This window comes from Pseudomonas maumuensis, from assembly GCF_019139675.1.
GTDB classification, from domain to species: Bacteria; Pseudomonadota; Gammaproteobacteria; order Pseudomonadales; family Pseudomonadaceae; genus Aquipseudomonas; species Aquipseudomonas maumuensis.
Map to the genome: position 1 here is coordinate 232,722 of NZ_CP077077.1, position 26,387 is coordinate 259,108.

At 63.6% G+C, this 26,387-nt stretch carries 21 protein-coding genes; 18 read left to right on the forward strand and 3 right to left on the reverse strand.

Annotation, left to right across the window (positions count from 1 at the left end; genetic code table 11):
• The first annotated feature begins 97 nt into the window (after positions 1–97).
• Positions 98–568 carry an Lrp/AsnC family transcriptional regulator gene (locus KSS90_RS01110; RefSeq protein ID WP_023631494.1) on the forward strand — a complete coding sequence of 157 codons (471 nt, stop codon included), beginning with the start codon at positions 98–100 and terminating at the stop codon, positions 566–568.
• A 55-nt stretch (positions 569–623) separates the two neighbouring features.
• Here KSS90_RS01110 and KSS90_RS01115 read toward each other — a convergent pair whose 3' ends face one another.
• Positions 624–2,003 carry a CYTH domain-containing protein gene (locus KSS90_RS01115; RefSeq protein ID WP_217867909.1) on the reverse strand — a complete coding sequence of 460 codons (1,380 nt, stop codon included), beginning with the start codon at positions 2,001–2,003 and terminating at the stop codon, positions 624–626.
• A gap of 139 nt (positions 2,004–2,142) precedes the next feature.
• Here KSS90_RS01115 and argE point away from each other — a divergent pair, with 139 nt between their 5' ends.
• Complete coding sequence (gene argE, locus KSS90_RS01120) at positions 2,143–3,288, forward strand: acetylornithine deacetylase (RefSeq protein ID WP_217867910.1); 1,146 nt, start codon at positions 2,143–2,145, stop codon at positions 3,286–3,288.
• A gap of 109 nt (positions 3,289–3,397) precedes the next feature.
• Complete coding sequence (gene argA / locus KSS90_RS01125; protein ID WP_038707016.1) at positions 3,398–4,696, forward strand: amino-acid N-acetyltransferase; 1,299 nt, start codon at positions 3,398–3,400, stop codon at positions 4,694–4,696.
• Positions 4,697–4,746: 50 nt separating this feature from the next.
• On the opposite strand, the gene KSS90_RS01130 is transcribed toward argA, so the two are convergent.
• The gene (locus tag KSS90_RS01130) at positions 4,747–6,123 is read right to left on the reverse strand and encodes a glutamine synthetase family protein (RefSeq protein WP_217867911.1); all 1,377 of its coding nucleotides are present in this window, start codon (positions 6,121–6,123) and stop codon (positions 4,747–4,749) included.
• A 667-nt stretch (positions 6,124–6,790) separates the two neighbouring features.
• On the opposite strand from KSS90_RS01130, the gene KSS90_RS01135 reads away from it, so the two are divergent.
• The 7 genes from KSS90_RS01135 to KSS90_RS01165 all read left to right on the forward strand — a co-directional run bounded on the left by KSS90_RS01135 (position 6,791) and on the right by KSS90_RS01165 (position 15,089).
• Positions 6,791–8,149, forward strand: a complete 1,359-nt coding sequence (locus tag KSS90_RS01135; RefSeq protein ID WP_217867912.1) for a glutamine synthetase family protein — start codon at positions 6,791–6,793, stop codon at positions 8,147–8,149.
• A 48-nt stretch (positions 8,150–8,197) separates the two neighbouring features.
• Entirely contained in the window at positions 8,198–9,559 is a 1,362-nt protein-coding gene (locus KSS90_RS01140) for an aspartate aminotransferase family protein (protein WP_217867913.1), read from the forward strand.
• Positions 9,560–9,728: 169 nt separating this feature from the next.
• Positions 9,729–10,826 (forward strand): polyamine ABC transporter substrate-binding protein, encoded by a 1,098-nt coding sequence (locus KSS90_RS01145; RefSeq protein WP_217867914.1) that lies wholly within the window; start codon positions 9,729–9,731, stop codon positions 10,824–10,826.
• 161 nt (positions 10,827–10,987) lie between these two features.
• Positions 10,988–12,082, forward strand: a complete 1,095-nt coding sequence (locus KSS90_RS01150; protein WP_046853739.1) for a polyamine ABC transporter substrate-binding protein — start codon at positions 10,988–10,990, stop codon at positions 12,080–12,082.
• A 57-nt stretch (positions 12,083–12,139) separates the two neighbouring features.
• Positions 12,140–13,282, forward strand: coding sequence for a polyamine ABC transporter ATP-binding protein (gene potA / locus KSS90_RS01155; protein WP_023630468.1), 1,143 nt, complete (start codon positions 12,140–12,142; stop codon positions 13,280–13,282).
• On the forward strand, positions 13,279–14,199 hold the full coding sequence (locus tag KSS90_RS01160) for an ABC transporter permease subunit (protein ID WP_217867915.1): 921 nt from the start codon (positions 13,279–13,281) through the stop codon (positions 14,197–14,199). Before potA ends, KSS90_RS01160 begins: the two co-directional genes overlap by 4 nt.
• Positions 14,196–15,089 (forward strand): ABC transporter permease subunit, encoded by an 894-nt coding sequence (locus KSS90_RS01165; protein ID WP_038707013.1) that lies wholly within the window; start codon positions 14,196–14,198, stop codon positions 15,087–15,089. Before KSS90_RS01160 ends, KSS90_RS01165 begins: the two co-directional genes overlap by 4 nt.
• A gap of 63 nt (positions 15,090–15,152) precedes the next feature.
• Here KSS90_RS01165 and KSS90_RS01170 read toward each other — a convergent pair whose 3' ends face one another.
• Positions 15,153–16,319, reverse strand: coding sequence for an AAA family ATPase (locus KSS90_RS01170; RefSeq protein ID WP_217867916.1), 1,167 nt, complete (start codon positions 16,317–16,319; stop codon positions 15,153–15,155).
• 139 nt (positions 16,320–16,458) lie between these two features.
• Between KSS90_RS01170 and KSS90_RS01175 the strand changes: the two genes are divergently transcribed.
• The 8 genes from KSS90_RS01175 to KSS90_RS01210 all read left to right on the forward strand — a co-directional run bounded on the left by KSS90_RS01175 (position 16,459) and on the right by KSS90_RS01210 (position 26,029).
• Entirely contained in the window at positions 16,459–17,547 is a 1,089-nt protein-coding gene (locus tag KSS90_RS01175; RefSeq protein WP_217867917.1) for an efflux RND transporter periplasmic adaptor subunit, read from the forward strand.
• Positions 17,544–18,611: an efflux RND transporter periplasmic adaptor subunit gene (locus KSS90_RS01180; RefSeq protein ID WP_217867918.1), complete on the forward strand. Its 1,068-nt coding sequence runs from the start codon at positions 17,544–17,546 to the stop codon at positions 18,609–18,611. The genes KSS90_RS01175 and KSS90_RS01180 overlap by 4 nt, the downstream gene beginning before the upstream one ends.
• On the forward strand, positions 18,608–21,661 hold the full coding sequence (locus tag KSS90_RS01185; protein WP_217867919.1) for an efflux RND transporter permease subunit: 3,054 nt from the start codon (positions 18,608–18,610) through the stop codon (positions 21,659–21,661). The genes KSS90_RS01180 and KSS90_RS01185 overlap by 4 nt, the downstream gene beginning before the upstream one ends.
• A 233-nt stretch (positions 21,662–21,894) precedes the next feature.
• A complete protein-coding gene (gene oscA, locus KSS90_RS01190; protein ID WP_003258557.1) occupies positions 21,895–22,077 on the forward strand; it encodes a sulfur starvation response protein OscA in 183 nt (60 codons plus the stop codon).
• 47 nt (positions 22,078–22,124) lie between these two features.
• A complete protein-coding gene (locus KSS90_RS01195) occupies positions 22,125–23,132 on the forward strand; it encodes a sulfate ABC transporter substrate-binding protein (protein WP_046853745.1) in 1,008 nt (335 codons plus the stop codon).
• Positions 23,133–23,331: 199 nt separating this feature from the next.
• Positions 23,332–24,150: a sulfate ABC transporter permease subunit CysT gene (cysT, locus tag KSS90_RS01200; RefSeq protein ID WP_023629656.1), complete on the forward strand. Its 819-nt coding sequence runs from the start codon at positions 23,332–23,334 to the stop codon at positions 24,148–24,150.
• A 13-nt stretch (positions 24,151–24,163) separates the two neighbouring features.
• Positions 24,164–25,036 (forward strand): sulfate ABC transporter permease subunit CysW, encoded by an 873-nt coding sequence (cysW, locus tag KSS90_RS01205; RefSeq protein ID WP_046853746.1) that lies wholly within the window; start codon positions 24,164–24,166, stop codon positions 25,034–25,036.
• A gap of 3 nt (positions 25,037–25,039) precedes the next feature.
• Complete coding sequence (locus KSS90_RS01210) at positions 25,040–26,029, forward strand: sulfate/molybdate ABC transporter ATP-binding protein (protein WP_008093195.1); 990 nt, start codon at positions 25,040–25,042, stop codon at positions 26,027–26,029.
• Positions 26,030–26,387 lie beyond the last annotated feature (358 nt).

Sequence of the window (26,387 nt, forward strand, 5' to 3'; positions counted from 1 at the left end):
CTTGCACGTCAGACGGGGAATTTTTTCGCTATGATTCGCCAATATCGCGCTACTGCGAATTTTTTAATTCGTAAAAATGCAAATTGGAGAATTATTAATGCTTGGCGAATTGGACGCTTACGACCGGCGCATTCTTGAACTGCTGCAAGACGACGCCTCGCTGTCCAGCGCGCAGATTGCCGAGCGTGTGGGCCTGTCGCAGTCACCTTGCTGGCGGCGCATTCAGCGCCTGAGAGAGGAGGGCGTGATTCGCGGCCAGGTGACGCTGCTGGACCGCAAGAAGGTAGGGCTGAACACGCAGATCTTCGCCGAAGTGAAGCTCAACGCCCATGGCCGTTCGAACTTCGCCGAGTTCACCGAGGCGATCCGCGGTTTTCCCGAAGTGTTGGAATGTTATGTGCTGATGGGGGCGGTGGACTTCCTGCTGCGTATCGTCACCTCGGATATCGAGGCTTACGAGCGGTTCTTCTTCGAAAAGCTATCGAACGTGCCGGGTATTCAGGAAGTTAACTCGATCGTGGCGTTGTCGGAGATCAAGTCGACCACGAGCCTGCCGCTGAGGCCCTGAAGAGCCAATCGCGGGGCAACCCGCTCCCACGAGTGCAGGAGCGGGCGGCGCGGACTCAGGCCTTGAGCAGGTGCTTCCAGGCGCGGTTCTGCTCGATGGCGCGAGCCTGCTCGATGCGGGCTTCGAGCAGTTCGCCCTTGTCTTCCTCCAGCAGCGGCAGTTCGGCCAGCTCGTGCAGCTTGTTCAGCTCGCCGTAGAGGCGATCCTGCTGTGGCAGGTCGAGCACTTGGCGGGCATGGTGCAGCCAGGTTTGCACGGTCTCGATGCGCGGCAGCTGCTCGGCCAGGTCCTCCGGACGCTGCACATACAGCGGCAGTTTCAGGGCGCGGGCTTCCTCGCCCAGCAAGTGCTGCAACCAGCTGGCCAGCTGCGCCTTGCCCTGGCGCTCGCCCCGGCCCTTGCGCTCGGCGGTCCAGGCGCGGGCGGTCAGCCAGCGTGCGGTCTCCAGGGAGAACTGGCCCCAGCGCGGATCTTCCAGCTCTTCGGCGAACTGCTCGGGGGCGGCGCGACGGATGTCCTCGTCGTCATTGCCGGCCAATACCAGCGGGCGCCAGTCTTCCAGCAGCGCATCGAGGCTGGCGCGCAGGGCGCGGGTGGTCGGGCGCGGTGCCGCCTGGCCGAGGCTGGCGGTGATGGCGCGCAGTTCGGCCAGGCAGCGAACCCAGTCCTGCAGCAGGCGCCAGTGGCCATTGTGGCGATACTGCTCGGCCAGGCGCTGGCTGCTGCCCAGCAGTTGCCAGGCCAGGGCGGCGTAGGCGTCGTCCATCGGCATCTCGGCGTGCAGCTCGGTCACCGGCAGGCCCAGCTCGTAGCTGTCCGGATCGAGCAGGCGGTAGCCGCGCTCGGCCTTGCTGATGTCGCATGGCATCAGGGCGAGACTGGCGGACAGCTCGGCGGCCAGCTCCAGCAACGCCTCTGGGGCACCTTCACGCAGCTCCAGCTCCAGCTCGCAGATTTCTTCCTTGCGCTTGCCGGCGATCACGAAGCCCTGGTCGATGGCCGCTTCGATCACCACCTTGGCCTTGCCACGGCCCCAGGCGATCTCGGCGTACTCGCGGGTGAAATCGGTGGTGAACAGCGGCTTGATGGCCTTCTTGTCCAGCCCGGCCAGTTGCTCGGGCCAGCAGGTGCCATCGAGTTTCTTCAGGTCGAGCTTGACCTTGTCCAGGTGCCATTCGAACTCGTTGCGCTCGGATAGGCCGGCCACGCTCTGGCCGCGGCATTTGAGGGTCTGGATGATGACCTCGCCGTCGCGGCGCAGGCGCAGGGCGACACGGGCTGCGGACAGGTCGCGCTCCGGGGTGTCGAAGTACTGGTTGAGCAGTTCGCGGGTCTGCCAGCCGGACTTGTTGCGCTTCTTCAGCAGCGGGTGCTCGCGCAGGGCGGCAAGGGTCTCGCGACTGGCGCGGAGTTTGAGTTCGGTTTCTGTGTGCATCGCGGGCTCGGAAGGAGGGGCATCGTGATTGGCCAGTCTACAGCACTTGCGGCTTGAATCCTTAGCTTGTGGGCGCGCGCTTGCCTTGCGGGCCTTTTGCATTGTTATGATGCCCCTCATGCTTCCGAGGAGTCCGCGCATGCCGTTGCCGTCGCTGAAAGACCAGTTTGCCGCCCTGATCGCCGCGCCCTCGGTCAGTTGCACCCAAGCCGCGCTGGACCAGTCCAACCGCGCGGTCATCGACCTGCTGGCCGGCTGGTTGGGCGACCTGGGCTTCACCTGCGAGATCCAGCAGGTCAACCCTGGCAAGTTCAACCTGCTCGCCAGTCGCGGCACCGGCCCCGGTGGCCTGGTGCTGGCCGGGCACAGCGACACTGTCCCCTATGATCCGCAACTGTGGAGCAGCGACCCGCTCAAGCTGACCGAGGTCGATGGCCGCTGGGTCGGCCTGGGCAGCTGCGACATGAAGGGCTTCTTCGCCCTGATCATCGAGGCGGTGATCCCGCTGCTCGAGCACGACTTCAGGCAACCACTGCTGATCCTCGCGACGTGCGACGAAGAAAGCTCCATGTCCGGCGCCCGTGCTCTGGCCGAGGCCGGCCAGCCCCTCGGGCGGGCGGCGGTGATCGGCGAGCCCACCGGGCTCAAGCCGATCCGCATGCACAAGGGCATCCTCATGGACCGCATCGATATTCTCGGGCGCAGTGGCCATTCGTCGGATCCGACCCTGGGGCGCAGCGCCCTGGAGGCCATGCACGCGGTGATGGGCGAGCTGATGACGCTGCGCCGCAGCTGGCAGGAGCGGTACCGCAACCCACAGTTCACCGTACCTACCCCGACTCTGAACTTCGGTTGCATCCATGGTGGCGACAACCCCAATCGCATCTGTGGCCAGTGCGCCCTGGAGTTCGACCTGCGCCCGCTGCCGGGCATGGACGTTGAGCAGTTGCGCGCGGCGATCCGCAGCAAGATCGCGCCACTGGCCGAACACCACGATGTGCGTATCGACTATGCGCCGCTGTTCCCCGAAGTGCCGCCGTTCGAGCAGGCCGCCGACAGCGAGCTGGTGCGCCTGGCCGAACGCCTGACCGGCCATCGCGCCGAAGCGGTGGCCTTTGGTACCGAAGCGCCTTATCTTCAGCAGCTCGGTTGCCAGACCATCGTGCTGGGGCCCGGTGACATTGCCTGTGCCCACCAGCCCGGCGAATACCTTGAAATGTCACGTATCGAGCCTACCGTGCGTCTATTGCGTGACCTGATCCAACACTACTGCCTGAGCCATTGATCTTTCCCTGACCAGAGGAGACCGCGCGTGACCGCAAGCCTGTTCCGACGATGACATTCGAACGTTGTGCGCCTTTTCGTTCTCCGTTCACTTATCCACAGGCCCTGTCATGCCCGATTACGTCAACTGGTTGCGCCATGCGTCTCCCTACATCAACGCCCACCGCGACTGCACCTTCGTGGTCATGCTCCCCGGTGATGGCGTCGAACACCCGAACTTCGGCAACATCGTCCACGACCTGGTGCTGCTGCACAGCCTTGGCGTGCGCCTGGTGCTGGTCCATGGCTCGCGCCCGCAGATCGAGAGCCGCCTGGCCGCCCGCGGCCTGACCCCGCACTATCACCATGGCATGCGCATCACCGACGCGGCGACGCTCGACTGCGTGATCGACGCCGTTGGCGCCCTGCGCCTGGCCATCGAAGCGCGTCTGTCGATGGACATGGCGGCCTCGCCGATGCAGGGCTCGCGCCTGCGGGTGGCCTCCGGCAACCTGGTCACCGCACGGCCGATCGGCGTGCTCGAGGGGGTCGACTACCACCACACCGGCGAAGTGCGCCGGGTCGACCGCAAGGGCATCAACCGTCTGCTCGATGAGCGCTCCATCGTGTTGCTGTCGCCGCTGGGCTATTCACCGACCGGCGAGATCTTCAACCTTGCCTGCGAAGACGTGGCCACCCGCGCCGCCATCGAGCTGGGTGCCGACAAGCTGCTGCTGTTCGGTGCCGAGCCAGGCCTGTTGGATGAGCGCGGGCAGTTGGTACGCGAGCTGCGTCCGCAACATATCGCGCCGCACCTGCAGCGCCTGGGCAGCGACTATCAGGCCGAGCTGCTGGATGCCGCCGCCGAAGCGTGCAAGGGCGGCGTGGCGCGCAGCCATATCGTCAGCTATGCCGAGGATGGTGCGCTGCTGACCGAGCTGTTCACTCGCGGGGGCGGTGGCACGCTGGTGTCCCAGGAGCAGTTCGAGGTGGTGCGCGAGGCGACCATCGAGGATGTCGGCGGCCTGCTGGAGCTGATCAGCCCGCTGGAAGAGCAGGGCATCCTGGTACGCCGCTCGCGTGAGGTGCTGGAGCGTGAGATCGAGCAGTTCAGCGTGGTTGAGCGCGAGGGCATGATCATCGCCTGCGCGGCGCTGTACCCGATTGCCGATTCCGAGGCGGGGGAGCTGGCGTGCCTGGCGGTAAACCCGGAGTACCGGCATGGCGGGCGTGGTGACGAACTGCTCGAGCGCATCGAGGAGCGGGCGCGCACGCTGGGGCTCAATACCTTGTTCGTGCTGACGACCCGGACTGCACACTGGTTCCGCGAGCGCGGCTTCTCGCCCAGCGGCGTGGAACGGCTGCCGGCGGCGCGGGCTTCGCTGTACAACTACCAGCGCAATTCGAAGATCTTCGAGAAGCCGCTCTGATGCCATCGCGAGGCAATGAAAAACGCCGCCCTTGAGGGCGGCGTTTTCGGTTACACGGTGTGCAGGTACCAGTTGTACTCGAGGTCGGAGATCGAGTGCTCGAACTCCTCCAGCTCGCTTTCCTTGCACGCGACGAAGATGTCGATGTACTTCGGATCGATGTACTTGTTGAGGATCTCGCTGTCGTCCAGCTCGCGCAGGGCATCGCGCAGGTTGTTCGGCAAGCTCTGCTCCAACTGCTCGTACGAGTTGCCTTCGATCGGCTCGCCAGGTTCGACCTTGTTGGTCAAACCATGGTGTACGCCGGCCAGTACCGCGGCCATCATCAGGTACGGGTTGGCGTCGGCGCCGGCCACGCGGTGCTCGATGCGCACGGCATCCGGCGAGCCGGTCGGCACGCGTAGCGCCACGGTACGGTTGTCTAGGCCCCAGCTCGGTGCGTTCGGCACGTAGAACTGCGCGCCGAAACGGCGGTACGAGTTGACGTTCGGGCAAAGGAACGCCATCGAGGCGGGCAGGGTCTCGAGCACACCGCCGACAGCGTGACGTAGCGCGGCGTTCTGCTCGGGATCCTCGCTGGTGAAGATGTTGTTGCCATCTTTGTCCAGCACGGAGATGTGTACATGCAGGCCGTTGCCTGCCTGGCCCGGGTAGGGCTTGGCCATGAAGGTGGTGTCCATTTCATGGTCGTAGGCGATGTTCTTGATCAGGCGCTTGAGCAGCACCGCATAGTCACAGGCCTTGAGCGGGTCGGCGACGTGGTGCAGGTTGACTTCGAACTGCGCCGGGGCGCTTTCCTTGACGATGGCGTCGGCCGGGATGCCTTGCTCCTTCGCGCCTTCGAGGATGTCCTGCAGGCAGTCGGCGTATTCGTCGAGGTCGTCGATCAGGTACACCTGGGTCGACTGTGGGCGCTTGCCCGAAATCGGCGAGCGTGGCGGCTGCGGGCGGCCGTTCACGTTCTCCTGGTCGATCAGGTAGAACTCCAGCTCGAACGCGGCGCAGATGGTCAGGCCCATCTCGGTGAACTTGCTCACCACCTGGCGCAGCACTTCGCGCGGGTCGGCGAAGAAGGGTTCGCCTTCGATTTCGTGCATGGTCATCAGCAGCTGCGCGGTCGGACGCTTCTGCCAGGGTTCGTTGGAGAGGGTGCCAGGGATGGGGTAGCAGATGCGGTCGGCATCGCCGATGTCCAGGCCGAGGCCGGTGCTTTCGACGGTCGAGCCGTTGATATCCAGGGCGAAAAGGGAGGCCGGCAGGTTGATGCCTTTCTCGTAAACCTTGTGGAGGCTGGTGCGCTCTATGCGCTTGCCGCGCACCACACCATTCATATCTGCAATCAGAAGGTCAACGTAGAGAACCTCAGGATGTTCCTTAAGGAACGCGTTCGCTTCGTTAAGCTGAACGGCACGCGGGGGTACCGACATGATGCAACACCTTTTTTGTTAAAAATATCAATCAAGGGGGGCTTGCAACCCCAGTCAATCGGAAAGACCAGGTGAAGTCAAGCCAGCACCCTGATGCCCTTAAATGGCACATCTACGGCAGATTTGCTGCATATCGGGGCGTGCCATTATCCGCTATTTTCGTCTTGAAGGGTTATCTCGAGCGGGGCGTGTTTTATTTTTTACGGAGGAGTTGTGTAAAAAAATGAACGAGGCTAAGCTCGGCAACAACCCAGAACACAATAATACGAGGGTCACATGGTCCGCCTGTCGAGACCTGCCAGCGCCGCATGCACGGTGCGTTCAGGTACATCTCCCGGTTGCCGTCCGGTCACTGCACGCCTGCTTCGAAGGGGCGCCGCGCTGGCCGCAATAATTGACGGTTCGCTTAAAAAAGCCATGCCTCGTAACGCTTTAGCGCAACACCTCCTTTCCTTCTGCCCTTCGCTTTCTGTCCGGACGCGCGCCCATGGTGTGTATCCATTGTCGTCCTGCGCGAGGGTTTTTGCTTTAGCCATGCACAGCATCCAGAATCAAGGCGCGGGCCTGTCCAGGCCCCTCGGCGCGCTGCGCGCCGACTTTGCCCGACGCCTGGCGTCAGTGGCCGCGGGTTGCCGCCAACCGCGCCACATTACCTCCTGAGGTATTTATGAGTAACAACCTCGACCAGCTCACCGATTGGTTGAAAGAGCACAAGATCACCGAGGTGGAGTGCCTGATCAGCGACCTGACCGGCATCACCCGCGGCAAGATCTCGCCCACCAACAAATTCATCGCCGAAAAAGGCATGCGCCTGCCCGAGAGCGTGCTGCTGCAGACCGTGACTGGCGATTACGTCGACGATGACATCTATTACGAACTGCTCGACCCGGCCGACATCGACATGATCTGCCGCCCCGACGAGAACGCGGTGTTTCTCGTGCCATGGGCCATCGAGCCAACCGCCCAGGTGATCCACGACACCTACGACAAGAAGGGCAACCCGGTCGAGCTGTCGCCGCGCAACGTGCTGAAGAAGGTCCTGAAACTCTACGCCGACAAGGGCTGGCAACCGATCGTCGCGCCCGAAATGGAGTTCTACCTGACCAAGCGTAGCGAAGACCCCGACTTTCCGCTGCAGCCGCCGGTGGGCCGTTCCGGTCGCCCGGAAACCGGGCGCCAGTCGTTCTCCATCGAGGCGGCCAACGAATTCGACCCGCTGTTCGAGGATGTCTACGACTGGTGCGAGCTGCAGCAGCTGGACCTCGACACGCTGATCCACGAAGACGGCACCGCGCAGATGGAAATCAACTTCCGTCATGGCGATGCCCTGCACCTGGCCGACCAGATCCTGGTGTTCAAGCGCACCATGCGCGAGGCGGCGCTCAAGCACAACGTGGCCGCCACCTTCATGGCCAAGCCGATGACCGGCGAGCCGGGCAGCGCGATGCACCTGCACCAGAGCGTGGTCGACGTGGCCACCGGCAAGAACATCTTCTCCAACGCCGATGGCAGCATGAGCGAGTTGTTCCTCAACCACATCGGCGGCTTGCAGAAGTTCATCCCCGAGGCGCTGCCGCTGTTCGCCCCCAACGTCAACTCGTTCCGCCGCTTCCTGCCGGACACCTCCGCGCCGGTGAACGTCGAGTGGGGCGAAGAGAACCGCACCGTAGGCTTGCGCGTACCGGATGCCGGGCCGCAGAACCGCCGGGTCGAGAACCGCCTGCCGGGCGCCGACGCCAACCCGTACCTGGCCATCGCTGCCAGCCTGCTGTGCGGCTATATCGGCATGGTCGAAGGCATCGAGGCCAGCGCGCCAGTCCAGGGCCGTGGCTACGAGCGCCGTAACCTGCGCCTGCCGCTGACCATCGAGGACGCCCTCGAGCGCATGGAAATCAGCCGCGCGCTGGAGCAGTACCTGGGCAAGAAATTCATCGCCGGCTACGTCGCCACCAAGCGTGCCGAGCATGAGAACTTCAAGCGCGTCATCAGCTCCTGGGAGCGTGAGTTCCTGCTGTTTGCTGTGTGATCAACCCTGAGGCCGCCTGCGGGCGGCCACCGGAAAATGGAGAGGCACATGAGCGTCAACAACCCGCAAACCCGTGAATGGCAAACCCTGAGCGGCGAGCACCACCTTGCACCTTTCAGCGACTACAAACAGCTGAAGGAAAAGGGGCCGCGTATCATCACCAAGGCGCAGGGTGTGCATTTGTGGGACAGCGAGGGGCACAAGATCCTCGACGGCATGGCCGGCCTGTGGTGCGTGGCGGTCGGCTATGGCCGTGAAGAGCTGGTGCGGGCGGCAGAGCAGCAGATGCGCGAACTGCCGTACTACAACCTGTTCTTCCAGACCGCCCACCCGCCGGCGCTGGAGCTGGCCAAGGCAATCACCGACGTGGCGCCTGCCGGCATGACCCATGTGTTCTTCACCGGCTCCGGCTCCGAAGGCAACGACACCGTACTGCGCATGGTCCGCCACTACTGGGCGCTCAAGGGCAAGCCGGGCAAGCAGACCATCATCGGCCGCATCAACGGCTACCACGGCTCCACCGTCGCCGGTGCGAGCCTGGGCGGCATGAGCGGCATGCACGAGCAGGGCGGCCTGCCGATCCCGGGCATCGTGCATATCCCGCAGCCGTACTGGTTCGGCGAGGGTGGCGAGATGACTCCGGATGAGTTCGGCGTGTGGGCCGCCGAGCAGCTGGAGAAGAAGATTCTCGAAGTCGGCGAGGACAACGTCGCCGCCTTCATCGCCGAGCCGATCCAGGGCGCCGGCGGGGTGATCATCCCGCCAGACACCTACTGGCCGAAGATCAAGGAAATCCTCGCCAAGTACGACATCCTCTTCGTCGCCGACGAAGTGATCTGCGGTTTCGGCCGTACAGGCGAGTGGTTCGGCTCCGATTACTACGGCCTCGAACCCGACCTGATGACCATCGCCAAGGGCCTGACCTCCGGTTACATCCCCATGGGCGGTGTGATCGTGCGTGACACCGTGGCCAAGGTGATCAGCGAAGGCGGCGATTTCAACCATGGCTTCACCTACTCCGGCCACCCGGTGGCGGCAGCGGTGGGCCTGGAAAACCTGCGCATCCTGCGTGACGAGCAGATCGTCGCGAAGGCCCGCGATGAAGTGGCACCCTACTTGCAAAAACGACTGCGTGAGCTGCAGGACCACCCACTGGTGGGCGAGGTGCGCGGCCTGGGCCTGCTCGGCGCGATCGAGCTGGTCAAGGACAAGGCCACCCGCAGCCGTTACGAGGGCGAGGGCGTGGGCATGGTCTGCCGCAACTTCTGCTTCGACAACGGCCTGATCATGCGTGCCGTCGGCGACACCATGATCATCGCGCCGCCGCTGGTGATCAGCCGCGAAGAAGTGGACGAGCTGGTGGAAAAGGCGCGCAAGTGCCTGGACTTGACCTACGAAGCGATTAAATGACGGTCTGCTAGGCTGGCGAGGTGACATTAAGTCGTTACAAGGCCCTGCTTTTGTTGAAACAGCGCCTTGTAACTTGCCAGACTAACGGCTGTTTCAGTCGCCCAGCGCGTGCCCCGTGGGACCTGGCTGCTGAACAGATGGCTTGATAATAAATTCTGGAGCATTACGCATGAAGAAATTGGGCAAGACGCTGCTGGCCGCCGCCCTGATGGGTGCCATGGCCACCGCTGTTCAGGCTGACGACAAGGTGCTGCACGTTTACAACTGGTCGGACTATATCGCCCCGGACACCGTGGCCAACTTCGAGAAAGAGACCGGCATCAAGGTCGTCTACGACGTCTTCGACAGCAACGAGACCCTTGAAGCCAAGCTGCTGGCGGGCAAGTCGGGTTACGACATCGTCGTGCCGTCCAACAACTTCCTGGCCAAGCAGATCAAGGCCGGCGTCTACCAGGAGCTGGACCGCTCCAAGCTGCCGAGCTGGAAAAACCTCGACCCGGCCCTGCTCAAGGCGGTCGGCGATGCCAGCGACCCAGGCAACAAGTTCGCCTTCCCCTACATGTGGGGCTCCATCGGCATCGGCTACAACCCGGAGAAGGTCAAGGCCGCGCTGGGCATCGACAAGATCGACTCGTGGGACGTGGTGTTCAAGCCAGAGAACATCGCCAAGCTCAAGAGCTGCGGCGTGAGCTTCCTCGATGCGCCGACCGAGATGATCCCGGCCGCGCTGCACTATCTGGGCAAGCCGAGCGACAGCACCAAGAAGGAAGACCTGAAGGCGGCCGAGGACCTGTTCCTGAAAATCCGCCCTTCGATCACCTACTTCCACTCTTCCAAGTACATCTCGGACCTGGCCAACGGCAACATCTGCGTGGCCGTGGGCTACTCGGGTGACCTGGAGCAGTCCAAGGCCCGTGCCCACGAGGCCGGCGACAAGGTCAAGCTGAGCTATGTCATTCCGAAGGAAGGTGCCGGCACCTTCTATGACATGGTCGCCATCCCGAAAGATGCCGAGAACGTCGAAGCCGCCTACAAGTTCATGGAATACCTGCTGCAGCCGAAAGTGATGGCCGGCATCACCAACGCCGTGCGTTTCCCGAACGGTAACAAGGCAGCCACCGAGTTCGTGGACAAGGACATTACCAGCGATGCGGCGATCTACCCTTCCGAGGAAGTGAAGGCGCAACTCTACGCGATCAAGGCGCCAGAGAAGACCGCCCAGCGCGAGATCACCCGCAGCTGGACCAAGATCAAGTCGGGCAAGTAAGCCCGATGCGGCAACCTCTGGGCCGGGCTTTTCCTGCCCAGAGGCCAGTAAAGGCAAATAAGTTTGCGGCATCCACGCCGTGAAGGTAAGTTGCGCGCCGGTTTTGCGTGTGCGGCCGAGGTTTACTGCCCGCAAAGGCACTGATTGTGAGGACCACCCACTTGTCTATTTCTGTTTTTCGCCAGGCCTTGATGGCCGGAGCGGGTCTGACGCTGGCTTGCAGCGTCCAAGCGGCGCCCACGGTGCACATCTACAACTGGTCCGACTATGTCGGCCCCACCACGCTCGCCGATTTCCAGAAGGAAACCGGGATCGAGCCCAAATACGACGTCTTCGACAGCAACGAGACGCTGGAAGGCAAGCTGCTGGCCGGGCGCACCGGCTATGACGTGGTCGTGCCGTCCAACCATTTCCTCGGCAAGCAGATCAAGGCGGGCGCGTTCCAGAAGCTCGACCGCGACCTGCTGCCCAATTATGCGAACCTCGACCCGGCGCTGATGAAGCGCCTGGAGAAAAACGACCCGGGCAACCAGTACGCCGTCCCCTACCTGTGGGGCACCAATGGCATCGGCTACAACGTCGAGAAGGTCAAGGCGGCGCTGGGCACCGACAAGATCGATTCCTGGGCGGTGCTGTTCGAGCCCGAGAACATGAAGAAACTCAGCAAGTGCGGCGTGGCCTTCCTCGACTCCGCCGACGAGATGCTGCCGGCGGTGCTCAACTACATGGGCCGCGACCCCAACAGCAGCAACCCCAAGGACTACGCCGATGCAGAGAAGAAACTGCTGGCCGTGCGTCCCTACGTGACTTACTTCCATTCTTCGAAATACATCACCGATCTCGCCAACGGCGACATCTGCGTGGCCGCCGGCTTCTCCGGCGACGTGTTCCAGGCCAAGGCCCGCGCCGAAGAGGCGAAGAAGGGCGTGAAACTGGCCTACGCCATTCCCAAGGAAGGCGGCAACCTCTGGTTCGATGTGCTGGCGATTCCCAAGGACGCCAGCAACGTCAAGGAGGCCCATGCCTTCATCAACTATTTGCTGAAACCTGAGGTTATCGCCCAGGTCAGTGATTACGTCGGTTACGCCAACCCGAACCCCAAGGCTGGCGACCTGATGGACCAGGCCGTGAGGACTGACGCCGCGGTTTACCCACCGCAGGAAGTGCTGGACAAGATGTTCGTCAACGCCGAGTTGCCACCCAAGGTGCAACGTTTGATGACCCGCAGCTGGACCAAGGTCAAGTCGGGCAAGTAACAATCCAGGCCCGCCAGCGCAGCGGCGGGCACAAAAATCTTGTTGGGAGTTTCACTCATGGCAGTTGCCTCCGGTGCCTATAAGAAAGCCCTCGAGGGTGGCCAGCAACCCAAGCAGGTGCTGGTCAAGATCGACCGGGTCACGAAAAAGTTCGACGAAACGGTAGCCGTGGACGATGTGTCCCTGGAAATCCGCAAGGGCGAGATCTTCGCCCTGCTGGGCGGCTCCGGTTCCGGCAAGTCCACCTTGCTGCGCATGCTGGCCGGCTTCGAGCGTCCGACCGAAGGGCGGATCTTCCTCGATGGCGTCGACATCACCGACATGCCGCCCTACGAGCGGCCGATCAACATGATGTTCCAGTCCTACGCGCTGTTCCCGCACATGACCGTGGCGCAGAACATCGCCTTCGGCCTGCAGCAGGACAAGATGCCCAAGGCCGAGATCGAGGCCCGCGTGGCCGAGATGCTCAAGCTGGTACACATGACCCAGTACGCCAAGCGCAAGCCGCACCAGCTGTCCGGTGGCCAGCGCCAGCGCGTGGCCCTGGCCCGTTCGCTGGCCAAGCGTCCCAAGCTGCTGCTGCTCGACGAGCCGATGGGCGCGCTGGACAAGAAACTGCGCTCGCAGATGCAACTGGAGCTGGTGGAGATCATCGAGCGCGTGGGCGTGACCTGCGTGATGGTGACCCACGACCAGGAAGAGGCCATGACCATGGCCCAGCGCATCGCCATCATGCACCTGGGCTGGATCGCCCAGATCGGCAGCCCGATCGACGTCTACGAGACCCCGACCAGCCGCCTGGTCTGCGAGTTCATCGGCAACGTCAACCTGTTCGAGGGCGAGGTAGTCGACGACGCCGAAGGCCACGCGATCATTGCCAGCCCGGAACTGGAGCGCAAGATCTACGTCGGCCACGGTGTCACCACCTCGGTCGAAGACAAGCACATCACCTACGCCCTGCGCCCCGAGAAGCTGCTGGTCACCACCGAGCAGCCGACCTGCGAGCACAACTGGTCGCGCGGCAAGGTCCACGACATCGCCTACCTCGGCGGCCACTCGGTGTTCTACGTCGAGCTGCCCAGCGGCAAGATCGTCCAGTCGTTCGTCGCCAACGCCGAGCGCCAGGGCACCCGCCCGACCTGGGACGACGAAGTCTACGTATGGTGGGAAGACGACAGCGGCGTGGTACTGCGGTCATGAAAATCCGCAAGCTCAAGCGAGCCTTCCAGCGCCTTACCCCGGAGGGGCGGCACCTGGTGATCGGCGTGCCGTTCATCTGGCTGTTCCTGTTCTTCATGCTGCCGTTCTTCATCGTCCTGAAGATCAGCTTTGCCGAAGCCGATGTGGCCATCCCGCCGTACACCGAGATCTACACCTACCTGGAAGGCAAGGTCCAGCTGGTGCTGAATCTGGCCAACTATGGCCTGCTGACCGAAGACGAGCTGTACATCGCGGCCTACCTCGGCTCGCTCAAGGTGGCCTTCTTCAGCACCTTGCTCTGTCTGCTGATCGGTTACCCGATGGCCTACGCCATTTCCAAGGCCAGGAAAGAGTCGCAGACCGTCCTGCTGCTGCTGATCATGATGCCGACCTGGACTGCGATCCTGATCCGCGTCTACGCCTGGATGGGCATCCTCAGCAACAACGGCCTGCTCAACAGTTTCCTGCTGTGGCTGGGGCTGATCGACCAACCGCTGCAGATCCTCAACACCAACCTGGCGGTGTATATCGGCGTGGTCTACTCGTACCTGCCGTTCATGATCCTGCCGCTGTACGCCAACCTGGTGAAGCACGACGAAAGCCTGCTGGAAGCTGCATCCGACCTCGGTTCGAGCACCTTCAACAGCTTCTGGAAGATCACCGTGCCGCTGTCGAAGAACGGCATCATCGCCGGCTGCATGCTGGTGTTCATCCCGGTGGTGGGCGAGTTCGTGATTCCTGAACTGCTTGGCGGCCCGGAAACCCTGATGATCGGTAAAGTGCTGTGGCAAGAGTTCTTCAACAACCGTGACTGGCCGGTGGCATCCGCGCTGGCGGTAGTGATGCTGGCGATCCTGATCGTACCGATCCTGCTGTTCAACCGCAGCCAGGCCAAAGAGATGGAGGGCCGCGCATGAAACGCTTCAGTTTCTCCAAGCTGATGCTGGTGCTCGGCTTGCTGTTCATCTACCTGCCGATGCTGATCCTGGTGATCTACTCGTTCAACGCCTCGAAGCTGGTGACGGTATGGGGCGGCTGGTCGGTGAAGTGGTACGTCGGCCTGCTCGACAACACCCAGCTGATGGGTTCGGTGATGCGCTCGCTGGAGATCGCCTGCTACACGGCGGTCGCCGCGGTGGCGCTGGGCACCCTGGCGGCCTTCGTGCTGACCCGGGTCACCCGCTTCAAGGGCCGCACGCTGTTCGGTGGCCTGGTCACCGCGCCGCTGGTGATGCCCGAGGTGATCACCGGTCTGTCGCTGTTGCTGCTGTTCGTGGCCATGGCGCAGATGATCGGCTGGCCCCAGGAGCGCGGCATCGTCACCATCTGGATCGCCCACACCACGTTCTGCGCCGCCTATGTGGCGGTGGTGGTGTCGGCGCGCTTGCGCGAGCTGGACCTTTCCATCGAGGAGGCGGCCATGGACCTGGGCGCCAAGCCGTGGAAGGTGTTCTTCCTGATCACCATCCCGATGATCGCGCCGTCGTTGGCGGCGGGCGGCATGATGTCGTTCGCCCTGTCGCTGGATGACCTGGTGCTGGCCAGCTTCGTCTCCGGCCCTGGCTCGACCACCCTGCCGATGGAAGTGTTCTCGGCCGTGCGCCTGGGCGTGAAGCCGGAGATCAACGCCGTGGCCAGCCTGATCCTGCTGTCGGTGTCGCTGGTGACCTTCATGGTCTGGTACTTCAGCCGCCAGGCCGAGGAGCGTCGTCGTCGGGCGATCCAGCAGGCCATCGAGGAGGGCGCCGCGGCGAACGTCTCGCAGCCGCAGGTCCGCCGTCCGGCCCAGGCCGCCGCGCAGGCCTGAGCCAACGCATCGCGGGGCAAGTCACATCGGCGGTATACCGATGCGCCTTGCCCCGCGGTCTTTTCAGCCCTGGTCCGGCCAGTTCCAGGCCGGTTCATCCAGCATGCCCTGCCCGACGATACCGGTCTGTCCCAAGGTCTTCTCCAGGTGGATCGAGTTACAGTCGGCATCCTCCTCCAAAGCCGCCACCAGCCGTGGCGCGTGCGACACCACCCATACCTGACATTCTCGCGCCGCGCGGCGGATCAGGCGCGCCAGCGCCGGCAGTAAGTCCGGGTGCAGGCTGGTCTCCGGCTCGTTGAGCACCATCATGCTCGGTGGGCGAGGGGTAAGCAGGGCCGCCACCAGCAGCAGGTAGCGCAATGTGCCGTCGGACAGTTCCGCTGCGCTCAGCGGCCGCAACAGCCCGGCCTGATGGAAGCGCAGGCCGAACAGGCCGCCGGGCTGGGCATCGACCGCAAGCCGGGCGCCGGGAAAGGCGTCGCTCACCGCGTCCTGCAGGGCCTGCAGATCGCCGATCTCGTCGATGGTCTGCAGGGCGGCGGCGAGGTCGCGGCCATCGTGATGCAGCACCGGCGTGCGCGTCCCCAGCCGCGATTGTCGGGCGGGCGCTTCGGCATCGGTACGGAAATGGTCGTAGAAGCGCCAGCTGCGGATCTGCTCGCGCAGATGCGGTACCTCGGGGGAACTCTGGAGACTGCCGACCTGGTCGAACAGGCTGTCGAACTCGGTCATGTGCTGGTGCAGCACCTGCCATTGGCGCCCGTCGCGGGCCTTGACCATCCCCGCGTTGCGCTGCACCAGCTGGCTGGCGGGCCGGCACAGGGGGCCGGCCCAGATCGTCTCCTGCTTGATCTGCGGGTCCAGGGCGAACTTCGACCGGCTGGGTTCGGGCAGGCCGAGGCTGATTGCGTAGCCGAAGTCTTCGCCGGCAAAGCCCATCTTCAGTCGCCGAGCTTGCTGGCGTGGCCCGCCTTCCACTGGCACCTCGCCGTTGAGCATGCGCCGGGTGAGCTTCTCGGGGCCGGCCCAGAAGGTCGATTCCAGCCCGCCCTCGGCAGCCAGCGCGTTGACCACACCGCCGCGCGCGGTCTCCGCCAGCAGGCGCAAGGCCTTGTACAGGTTGGACTTGCCGCTGCCATTGGCTCCGGTAATCACGTTCAGCCGACCCAGCGGCAGCACCAGCTGGTTGATCGAGCGGTAGTTGGCAATGGCCAGGGTGGTGAGCATAGGCGGCATCCTTGAGCGGTCGGACGGCAGTATCGCCGATCCCGTCTCGCTTTGTTGAACCCTGGCCAATGCCGTTTGTCGATCCCTGATCTACGCTTTCAAACGCATCCCTTTTACCTGAGAGAAGCAAGGAGCCTGCATGACGCTAGAGCGCGCGCCGCTGGTCGTTTGCCTGGGGTTGCTGTCCCTGCTATCAGGCTGTGGCAAGGAGGAGGTCGGCCAGGTGTTGCCCCGGGTCGCGGTGCAACAGGTGCAGCCCACCGACTTTGCCGCCCGGGTCACCCTGACCGGTGACGTGCAGGCGCGGGTGCAGACCGACTTGTCGTTCCGCGTGGGCGGCAAGATCATCGCCCGCAGCGTCGATGTCGGGGACCATGTAAAAGCCAACCAGGTACTGGCGCGCCTGGACCCCAAGGACCTGCAGAACAACGTCGATTCGGCCAAGGCCGAAGTGTTCGCCGAACAGGCCCGAGTCACCCAGACCAGCGCCGCGTTCGTGCGCCAGCAGAAACTCCTGCCCAAGGGCTACACCAGCCAGAGCGAGTACGACTCCGCCGAAGCCGCGCTGCGCAGCAGCCAGAGCGCGCTCAAGGCCGCCCAGGCGCAACTGGCCAACGCCAACGAGCAATTGAGCTACACCGCATTGGTGTCCGAGGCCGACGGCGTTATCACTGCGCGTCAGGCCGAGGTCGGCCAGGTGGTGCAGGCGACCATGCCGATCTTCAGCCTGGCCGTCGATGGCGACCGTGACGCGGTGTTCAATGTCTACGAATCGCTGCTGGTGGCGCCCAGCAAAGAGAAGGACGTGACGATCAGCATGATCGACAATCCCGCCATCACCGCCCAGGGCCATGTGCGCGAGATCACCCCGACGGTCTCGGCGCAGAGCGGCACGGTGCAGGTCAAGGTGGCCCTGCGCGATGTGCCCAAGGGCATGGCCCTTGGTGCGCCGGTGACGGCGTCGGCCAGTGCCCATGGCAAACCGAGCGTCGAGCTGCCTTGGTCCGCCCTGACCAAGGCATTGAACGAGCCCGCCGTGTGGGTGGTCGGCGAGGGCGACAAGGCGCAACTGCGCAAGGTCCAGGTGGCGCGCTACCTGACCGGCAAAGTGGTGATCAGCGAGGGTCTCGAGGCCGGTGAGGTGGTGGTGGTCAGTGGTGGCCAGCTGTTGAACCCAGGCATTCAGGTCGAGAAGGTCGACGCCAGAAACGGGGGAGTCGCGCCATGAGGCCGTTGCTGCCGATATTGTCCGCCTGTGCGTTGCTGGCTGCCTGTGGTGGCGAGGAAGTCCAGCCCGAACCCGTGCGACCGGTGCTGTCGACCGTGGTCGAGCCCCAGGTGCAAGCGCAGCTTGGGCGCTTTGCCGGCAACATCCAGGCGCGTTTCGAGAGCACCTTGGGTTTTCGCGTGTCTGGCCGCATCGCCCGGCGCTGGCTGGATGTCGGGGCCCAGGTCAAGCCGGGCGACACCCTGGCTACCCTCGATCCGACCGACCAGCAGAACCAGTTGCGTGCCGCCGAAGGCGACCTCGCGCGGGTCCAGGCGCAGTGGATCAATGCCCAGGCCGATGCCCGTCGCCAGCAACAGCTGTATGACCGCGGAGTCGGTGCCCAAGCCCAGCTGGACATCGCCCAGACCAACCTGAAGACCACCGGCGCGTCACTGGAACAGGCGCGCTCGGCGCTCAGCCAGGCCCGCGACCAGCTCGACTACAGCACCCTGCGGACCGACCATGCCGCCGTGATCACGGCCTGGCAGGCCGAGGCCGGGCAGACCGTCAGCGCCGGCCAGGCCGTGGTCACCCTGGCGCGCCCGGACGTGAAGGAAGCGGTGATCGACCTGCCGATCGCCTTGGCCGAGCAACTGCGCCGCGACCTCACCTTCACCGTCGCCTCGCAGCTCGACCCGAGCATCAATACCACCGCCACCTTGCGCGAGTTGGAGCCCCAGGCCGATGCCACCACCCGTACCCGTCGCGCCCGCCTGACCCTGGCCAGCACCCCGGACGCTTTCCACCTGGGGACCGCGATCAGCGTCACCCTGACCTCGGCACTGACCCCGCGCAGCCAGTTGCCGCTTTCCGCGCTGCTCGAACGCGATGGCAAGACCCAGGTCTGGGTGGTCGACCCGCAGGGCAAGACCGTGGCCACCCGTGACGTCACCCTGGCGGAGCGTGGCCCTGACAGCATCATCCTGTCCTCCGGTGTGCAACCCGGCGAGCGCGTCGTCACCGCCGGCGTGAACAGCCTCAAGCCTGGCCAGAAGGTCATCTTCGACGAGGACGCACGATGAAAGGAAGCTTCAACCTCTCCGAATGGGCGCTCAAGCACCAGTCCTTCGTCTGGTACCTGATGTTCGTCGGCCTGCTGATGGGAGTCTTTTCCTACTTCAACCTGGGTCGAGAGGAGGATCCGTCCTTCACCATCAAGACCATGGTGATCCAGACCCGCTGGCCCGGCGCGACCCAGGACGAGACGCTGTACCAGATCACCGACCGGATCGAGAAGAAGCTCGAGGAACTCGACTCGCTCGACTACGTGAAAAGCTATACCCGCCCCGGCGAATCGACGGTCTACGTGTACCTGCTCGATACCACCAAGGCCAAGGACATTCCGGACATCTGGTACCAGGTGCGCAAGAAGATCCAGGACATCCGCGGCCAGTTCCCGCAGGGCGTGCAGGGGCCGGGTTTCAACGACGAGTTCGGCGACGTGTTCGGCTCGATCTACGCCTTCACCTCCGATGGCCTGAACCTGCGCCAGCTGCGCGACTATGTGGAGCAGGCCCGCGCCGAGGTGCGCGAGGTGCATAACATCGGCAAGATCGAGCTGATCGGCACCCAGGACGAAGTGCTCTACCTGAACTTTTCCACCCGCAAGCTGGCGGCCCTGGGCATCGACCAGCGGCAGGTCATGGAGGCGCTGCAATCGCAGAACGCGGTGACCCCGGCGGGGGTGATCGAAGCCGGCCCCGAGCGCATCTCGGTGCGCACCACCGGGCAGTTCGCCTCGGAGAAAGACCTGGAGACGGTCAACCTGCGCATCAACGACCGCTTCTTCCGCCTGGCCGATATCGCCGACATCGAGCGCGGCTATGTCGATCCACCGTCGCCGATCTTCCGCTACAACGGCCAACCCGCCATCGGCCTGGCCATCGGCATGAAGGCCGGCGGCAACATCGAGGTGTTCGGCGCGGCGCTGAAGAAGAAGATGGACAGCATCGTCAGCGAACTGCCGGTCGGGGTCGGCGTACATACCGTGTCGGACCAGGCGGTGGTGGTCAAGCAGGCGGTCGGTGGCTTCACCAGTGCCTTGTTCGAAGCCGTGGTGATCGTGCTGGTGGTGAGCTTCGTCAGCCTGGGCGTGCGTGCCGGGCTGGTGGTGGCCTGTTCGATCCCACTGGTGTTGGCCATGGTGTTCGTGTTCATGGAATACAGCGACATCACCATGCAGCGGATTTCGCTGGGTGCGCTGATCATTGCCCTGGGCCTGCTGGTGGATGACGCGATGATCACCGTGGAGGTGATGGTCACGCGCCTGGAAATGGGCGAGACGAAAGAGCAGGCGGCGACCTTCGCCTACACCTCGACGGCCTTCCCCATGCTTACCGGCACCCTGGTGACCGTGGCCGGTTTCGTGCCGATCGGCCTCAACGCCAGCTCGGCCGGTGAATACACCTATACCTTGTTCGCGGTGATCGCCGTGGCGCTGCTGGTGTCGTGGGTGGTGGCGGTGTTCTTCGCCCCGGTGCTGGGCGTGCATATCCTCAGCAGCGAAAAGCTCAAGCCCCACGAGGCCGAACCTGGGCGGGTGGGCCGGGCGTTCGAACACGGCCTGCTGTGGTGCATGCGCCACCGCTGGGTGACGGTGATCGGCACCATCGTGCTGTTCGCACTGTCGGTGGTGGGCATGCGCTTCGTGCAGAACCAGTTCTTCCCGTCTTCGGACCGCCCGGAGATCCTGGTCGATCTCGACCTGCCGCAGAACGCCTCGATCGAGGAAACGCGCAAGGTGGTGGATCGCCTGGAGGCGAAGATCAAGGACGACCCCGACCTGGTGCGCTGGAGCACCTACATCGGCCAGGGCGCGATTCGCTTCTACCTGCCCCTCGACCAGCAATTGCAGAACCCCTATTACGCCCAGCTGGTGATTGTCAGCAAGGGCTTCGAAGAGCGCCAGGGCATGATCGAGCGCCTGCAGAAACTGCTGCGCGAGGACTTCGTCGGCATCGGCAGCAACGTGCAGTCGCTGGAGATGGGCCCGCCGGTGGGCCGGCCGATCCAGTACCGGGTCAGCGGCAAGGACATCGACCAGGTGCGGCGCTATGCCATCGAGCTGGCCACGGTGCTCGACGGCAACGAGCATATCGGCGACATGATGTACGACTGGAACGAGCCCGGTAAGGTGCTGCGCATCGAGATTGCCCAGGACAAGGCACGCCAGCTGGGGCTGTCGTCAGAAGACGTGGCCAATGTGATGAACAGCATCGTCAGCGGCGTGCCGGTTACCCAGGTCAACGACAACATCTACCTGGTCGACGTCATCGCCCGCGCCGAGGACAGCGAGCGGGGCTCGCCCGACACCCTGCAGAACCTGCAGATCGTCAGCCCCAGCGGTGTGTCCATCCCTCTGCTGGCGTTCGCCACCGTGCGCTACGAGCTGGAGCAGCCATTGGTGTGGCGGCGCGACCGCAAGCCGACCATCACTATCAAGGCCTCGGTGGTCGGCGATATCCAGCCGACCAACCTGGTTGCCCAGCTCAAGCCGAAGATCGACGAGTTCGCCGGCAAGCTGCCGCCCGGCTACGGCGTGGCCACCGGCGGTACGGTGGAAGAGAGCGGCAAGGCCCAGGGGCCGATCGCCGATGTCATTCCGTTGATGCTGTTCCTCATGGCGACCTTCCTGATGATCCAGCTGCACAGCGTGCAGAAGCTGTTCCTGGTGGTCAGCGTCGCGCCGCTGGGGCTGATCGGCGTGGTCCTGGCCCTGGTACCCACTGGCACGCCCATGGGCTTCGTGGCGATCCTCGGCATCCTCGCCCTGGCCGGGATCATCATCCGCAACTCGGTGATCCTGGTGACCCAGATCGACGAATTCGAGGAGCAGGGCTACACCCCCTGGGACGCGGTGGTGGAGGCGACCAACCACCGCCGTCGGCCAATCCTGCTGACGGCGGCGGCGGCAAGCCTGGGGATGATCCCGATTGCCCGGGAAGTGTTCTGGGGGCCGATGGCCTACGCCATGATCGGCGGCATTATCAGCGCAACGCTGCTGACGCTGTTGTTCCTGCCGGCGCTGTACGTGGCCTGGTACAAGATCCGCGAGCCGGAAAAGACTTCCTGAGAACCACGCGCACCCTGTGGGAGCTGGCTTGCCAGCGATAGCGTCGGTGAGGCTGACGACACTATCGCTGGCAAGCCAGCTCCCACAGGGTTCAGTGTTCGCGCTAATGGTTATATAAACATTCTTAAACAGTATTTTTAAGAATATCCGCGCCTCACTAGTATTGCCCTCAAGCCAGGCGCAAATCCCCTTCAAAACCTCTGCCCGGCTCCCTTACTCACAGGAGAACGAGCATGAGTGCATCTCTGCGCAGCATCGACGGTCAGGACGAAGCCACCATTCTGCGGGAAATCCAGAGTGCCCTGCGCGACCTGCGCTTTGGCGCGGTGGAGATCACCGTGCATAACGCCCAGGTGGTGCAGATCGAACGCAAGGAGAAGTTCCGCCTGCAGCAGCCCGGCAACAAGACCGGCTGACACCGCACCCCTTCAAAACTAGAAAAATGCCAATCGGGAGCTTCACCATGTCCATCCGCCGTTATGCGCTTGCCGCCCTGGCCAGTGCCGTTTTTGCCGGTTCCGCGATCGCCAAGGACTACGAATTGCTGAACGTGTCCTATGACCCGACCCGCGAGCTGTACCAGCAGTACAACGCCGAGTTCATCAAGCATTGGCAAGCCGCCAACCCCGGCGACAAGGTGAAGATCCAGCAGTCCCACGGTGGTTCGGGCAAGCAGGGCCGCGCGGTCATCGACGGCCTGCGCGCAGACGTGGTGACCCTGGCCTTGGCCGGCGACATCGACGAGATCGCCAAGCTCGGCAAGACCCTGCCGGAGGACTGGCAGAAGCGCCTGCCGGACGCCAGCACGCCGTACACCTCGACCATCGTGTTCCTGGTACGCAAGGGCAACCCGAAAGGCATCAAGGACTGGGGCGACCTGATCAAGAAGGACGTCTCGGTGATCACGCCCAATCCGAAGACCTCCGGCGGCGCCCGCTGGAACTTCCTCGCCGCCTGGGCCTATGGCCTGAAGACCGGCGGCAGCGAAGACAAGGCCAAGGCCTACGTTCAGGAACTGTTCAAGCACGTGCCGGTGCTCGATACCGGCGCGCGTGGCTCGACCATCACCTTCGTCAACAACGGCCAGGGCGATGTGCTGCTGGCGTGGGAAAACGAAGCCTTCCTGGCGCTGAAGGAAGACGGTGGCAGCGACAAGTTCGAAATCGTCGTCCCATCGCTTTCGATCCTGGCCGAGCCACCGGTGGCGGTGGTCGACAAGAACGCCGAGAAGAAGGGCAACGAGAAGATCGCCGAGGAATACCTCAAGCATCTGTACAGCCCGGCTGGCCAGAAGATCGCTGCGGAAAATTTCTACCGTCCGCGTGACGCGAAGGTCGCCGCCGAATTCGGCAAGCAGTTCCCGAAACTGGACCTGGTGACCATCGACAAGGACTTCGGTGGCTGGAAGACTGCGCAGCCGAAGTTCTTCAACGATGGCGGTGTGTTCGACCAGATTTATCAGGCACAGTGATCGGCAATGAACAAGCGGGGCCGCTTCGCGCCCCTTTCGCCGGCAAGCCGGCTCCCACAGGAAGCGGGAATGTACCGCCACTGTGGGAGCTGGCTTGCCAGCGAAAGGGCTGCGCAGCAGCCCCACAAACAAAACCCTTCAGTAGCCTGCACCGGCCCGGGATGACTCCCGGGCTTCGTGCGTTCAACCAGGGACCTTTATGTCACGTCGCATTTCCCCCGTCATACCCGGCTTCGGGCTGACGCTGGGCTACACCTTGGTGTACCTCAGCCTGATCGTGCTGATACCGCTGGCGGCCATGTTCATCCATGCCTCGCAGCTCACCTGGGAGCAGTTCTGGAACATCGTCAGCGCGCCGCGGGTCATTGCCGCGCTGAAGCTGAGTTTCGGCACCGCCCTGTTCGCCGCCATCATCAACGGCGTGATCGGCACCCTGTTGGCCTGGGTGCTGGTGCGCTACACCTTCCCCGGCCGCAAGGTCATCGACGCGATGATCGACCTGCCGTTCGCCCTGCCCACCGCCGTGGCCGGCATCGCCTTGACCGCCTTGTACGCCCCCGCGGGCTGGGTCGGCCAGTTCGCCACGGATCTTGGCTTCAAGATCGCCTACACCCCACTGGGCATCACCCTGGCGCTGACGTTCGTCACCCTGCCGTTCGTGGTGCGCACGGTGCAGCCAGTGCTGGCTGACATCCCGCGTGAGGTGGAAGAGGCTGCCGCCTGCCTGGGCGCGAAACCTTTGCAGGTGTTCCGCCATGTACTGGCTCCGGCGTTGCTGCCAGCGTGGTTGACCGGCTTCGCCCTGGCCTTCGCCCGCGGCGTGGGCGAGTACGGCTCGGTGATCTTCATCGCCGGCAACATGCCGATGAAGACCGAGATCCTGCCGCTGCTGATCATGGTCAAGCTCGACCAGTACGACTACACCGGCGCCACCGCCATCGGCGTGTTGATGCTGGTGGTTTCCTTCATCCTGCTGCTGCTGATCAACCTGCTGCAGCGGCGCATCGAAACCCCTTGAAGGAGGCCCGCTAATGTCTTCATCAACCCTTGGCGCGACCGCCGCCGCCAACGCCGCCCGGCGTGGCAGTGCCACTTCGCGCCGCGTGCTGATCACCCTGGCCTGGATCGTCTTTGCGCTGTTCCTGGCCCTGCCGCTGGTGATCGTTGTGTCTCAGGCCCTGAAAAACGGCTTCGGCACCTTCTTCGAGGCGATCTTCGAGGCCGATGCCTTGTCTGCGCTCAAGCTGACCCTGCTGGCGGTGGCCATCTCGGTGCCGCTGAACCTGCTGTTCGGGGTCAGCGCCGCCTGGTGCGTGAGCAAGTACAGCTTCCGTGGCAAAAGTATCCTGGTGACCCTGATCGACCTGCCGTTCTCGGTGTCACCGGTGATCGCCGGCCTGGTCTACGTGCTGATGTTCGGCGCCCAGGGCCTGTTCGGCCCTTGGCTGCAGGACCACGACATCCAGATCGTGTTCGCCCTGCCGGGCATCGTCCTGGCGACCATCTTCGTCACCGTGCCGTTCGTCGCCCGTGAACTGATCCCGCTGATGCAGGAGCAGGGCACCCAGGAAGAGGAGGCCGCGCGCCTGCTCGGCGCCAACGGCTGGCAGATGTTCTGGCACGTCACCCTGCCGAACATCAAATGGGGCCTGATCTACGGCGTGGTGCTGTGTACCGCGCGGGCCATGGGCGAGTTCGGCGCGGTGTCGGTGGTGTCCGGGCATATCCGTGGCGTCACCAACACCTTGCCGCTGCACGTTGAGATCCTCTACAACGAGTACAACCATGTCGCGGCCTTCAGCGTGGCCAGCCTGCTGCTGATCCTGGCGCTCTTCATCCTGCTGCTCAAGCAGTGGAGCGAGAACCGTATTAACCGCCTGCGCCACAGCGCCGCGGAGGAATGATTCATGTCGATCGAAGTTCGTAACGTCAGCAAGCGCTTCAACAGCTTCCAGGCCCTGGACAACATCAACCTGGATATCCACAGCGGTGAGCTGGTGGCTTTGCTTGGCCCGTCCGGCTGCGGCAAGACCACCCTGCTGCGCATCATCGCCGGCCTGGAAACGCCGGATGACGGCAGCATCGTGTTCCATGGTGAGGACGTGTCCGGGCACGACGTGCGTGATCGCAACGTCGGCTTCGTGTTCCAGCACTACGCGCTGTTCCGCCATATGAGCGTATTCGACAACGTCGCCTTCGGCTTGCGCATGAAACCCAAGGGCGAGCGCCCGAGCGAGAGCAAGATCGCCGAGAAGGTCCATGAGCTGCTGAACATGGTCCAGCTCGACTGGCTCTCGGACCGCTACCCCGAGCAGCTGTCCGGCGGCCAGCGCCAGCGTATCGCCCTGGCTCGTGCCCTGGCGGTGGAGCCCAAGGTTTTGCTGCTCGACGAGCCGTTCGGGGCGCTGGATGCCAAGGTGCGCAAGGAGCTGCGCCGCTGGTTGGCGCGGCTGCACGAAGACATCAACCTGACCTCGGTGTTCGTTACCCACGACCAGGAAGAGGCCATGGAGGTCGCCGACCGTATCGTGGTGATGAACAAGGGTGTGATCGAGCAGATCGGTTCGCCGGGTGAGGTGTACGAGAAACCGGCCAACGACTTTGTCTACCACTTCCTGGGTGACTCCAACCGCCTGGCGCTGAGCGAAGGCCACCATGTGCTGTTCCGCCCGCACGAGGTGTCGCTGTCGCGCCATGAGACCGAAGGCCACCATGCCGCCGAGGTCCGCGATATCCGTCCGTTGGGCGCGACTACCCGGGTGACGCTGAAGGTGGAAGGGCAGAGCGAGCTGATCGAGGCCGAGGTGGTCAAGGATCACGACAGCCTGACCGGGTTGGCGCGGGGGGAGACGTTGTTCTTCCGGCCGAAGGTGTGGCAGAAGGTGGCGGATATCTGATTCGCCAGTTGCATGAAGAACCCGGGCTTGGTCCCGGGTTTTTTATGTGCTGGCGGATAGTCGGGGCTGCGCTGCAGCCCATCGCCGGCAAGCCGGCCCCACAGTACAAGGTCTGCTGCAATGACTTGTGGGAGCTGGCTTGCCAGCGATCGAGGGCAAAGCCCTCGCAGCGGATTGATGCCTTGAACGAATATTTTGAATGCTGATAAGGCATCGTTCGCAAGCTGTTCTGCGGTAGCCCGCAAACGACGCGGGCTGTGGACAGACCATCGAAATAATTATTCCATTCTGGTCTAATTTTACGTTTAAACATTTCTTTCTGAGCTAAGCCCCTGAGCCCGATGATTCAGCCACACAC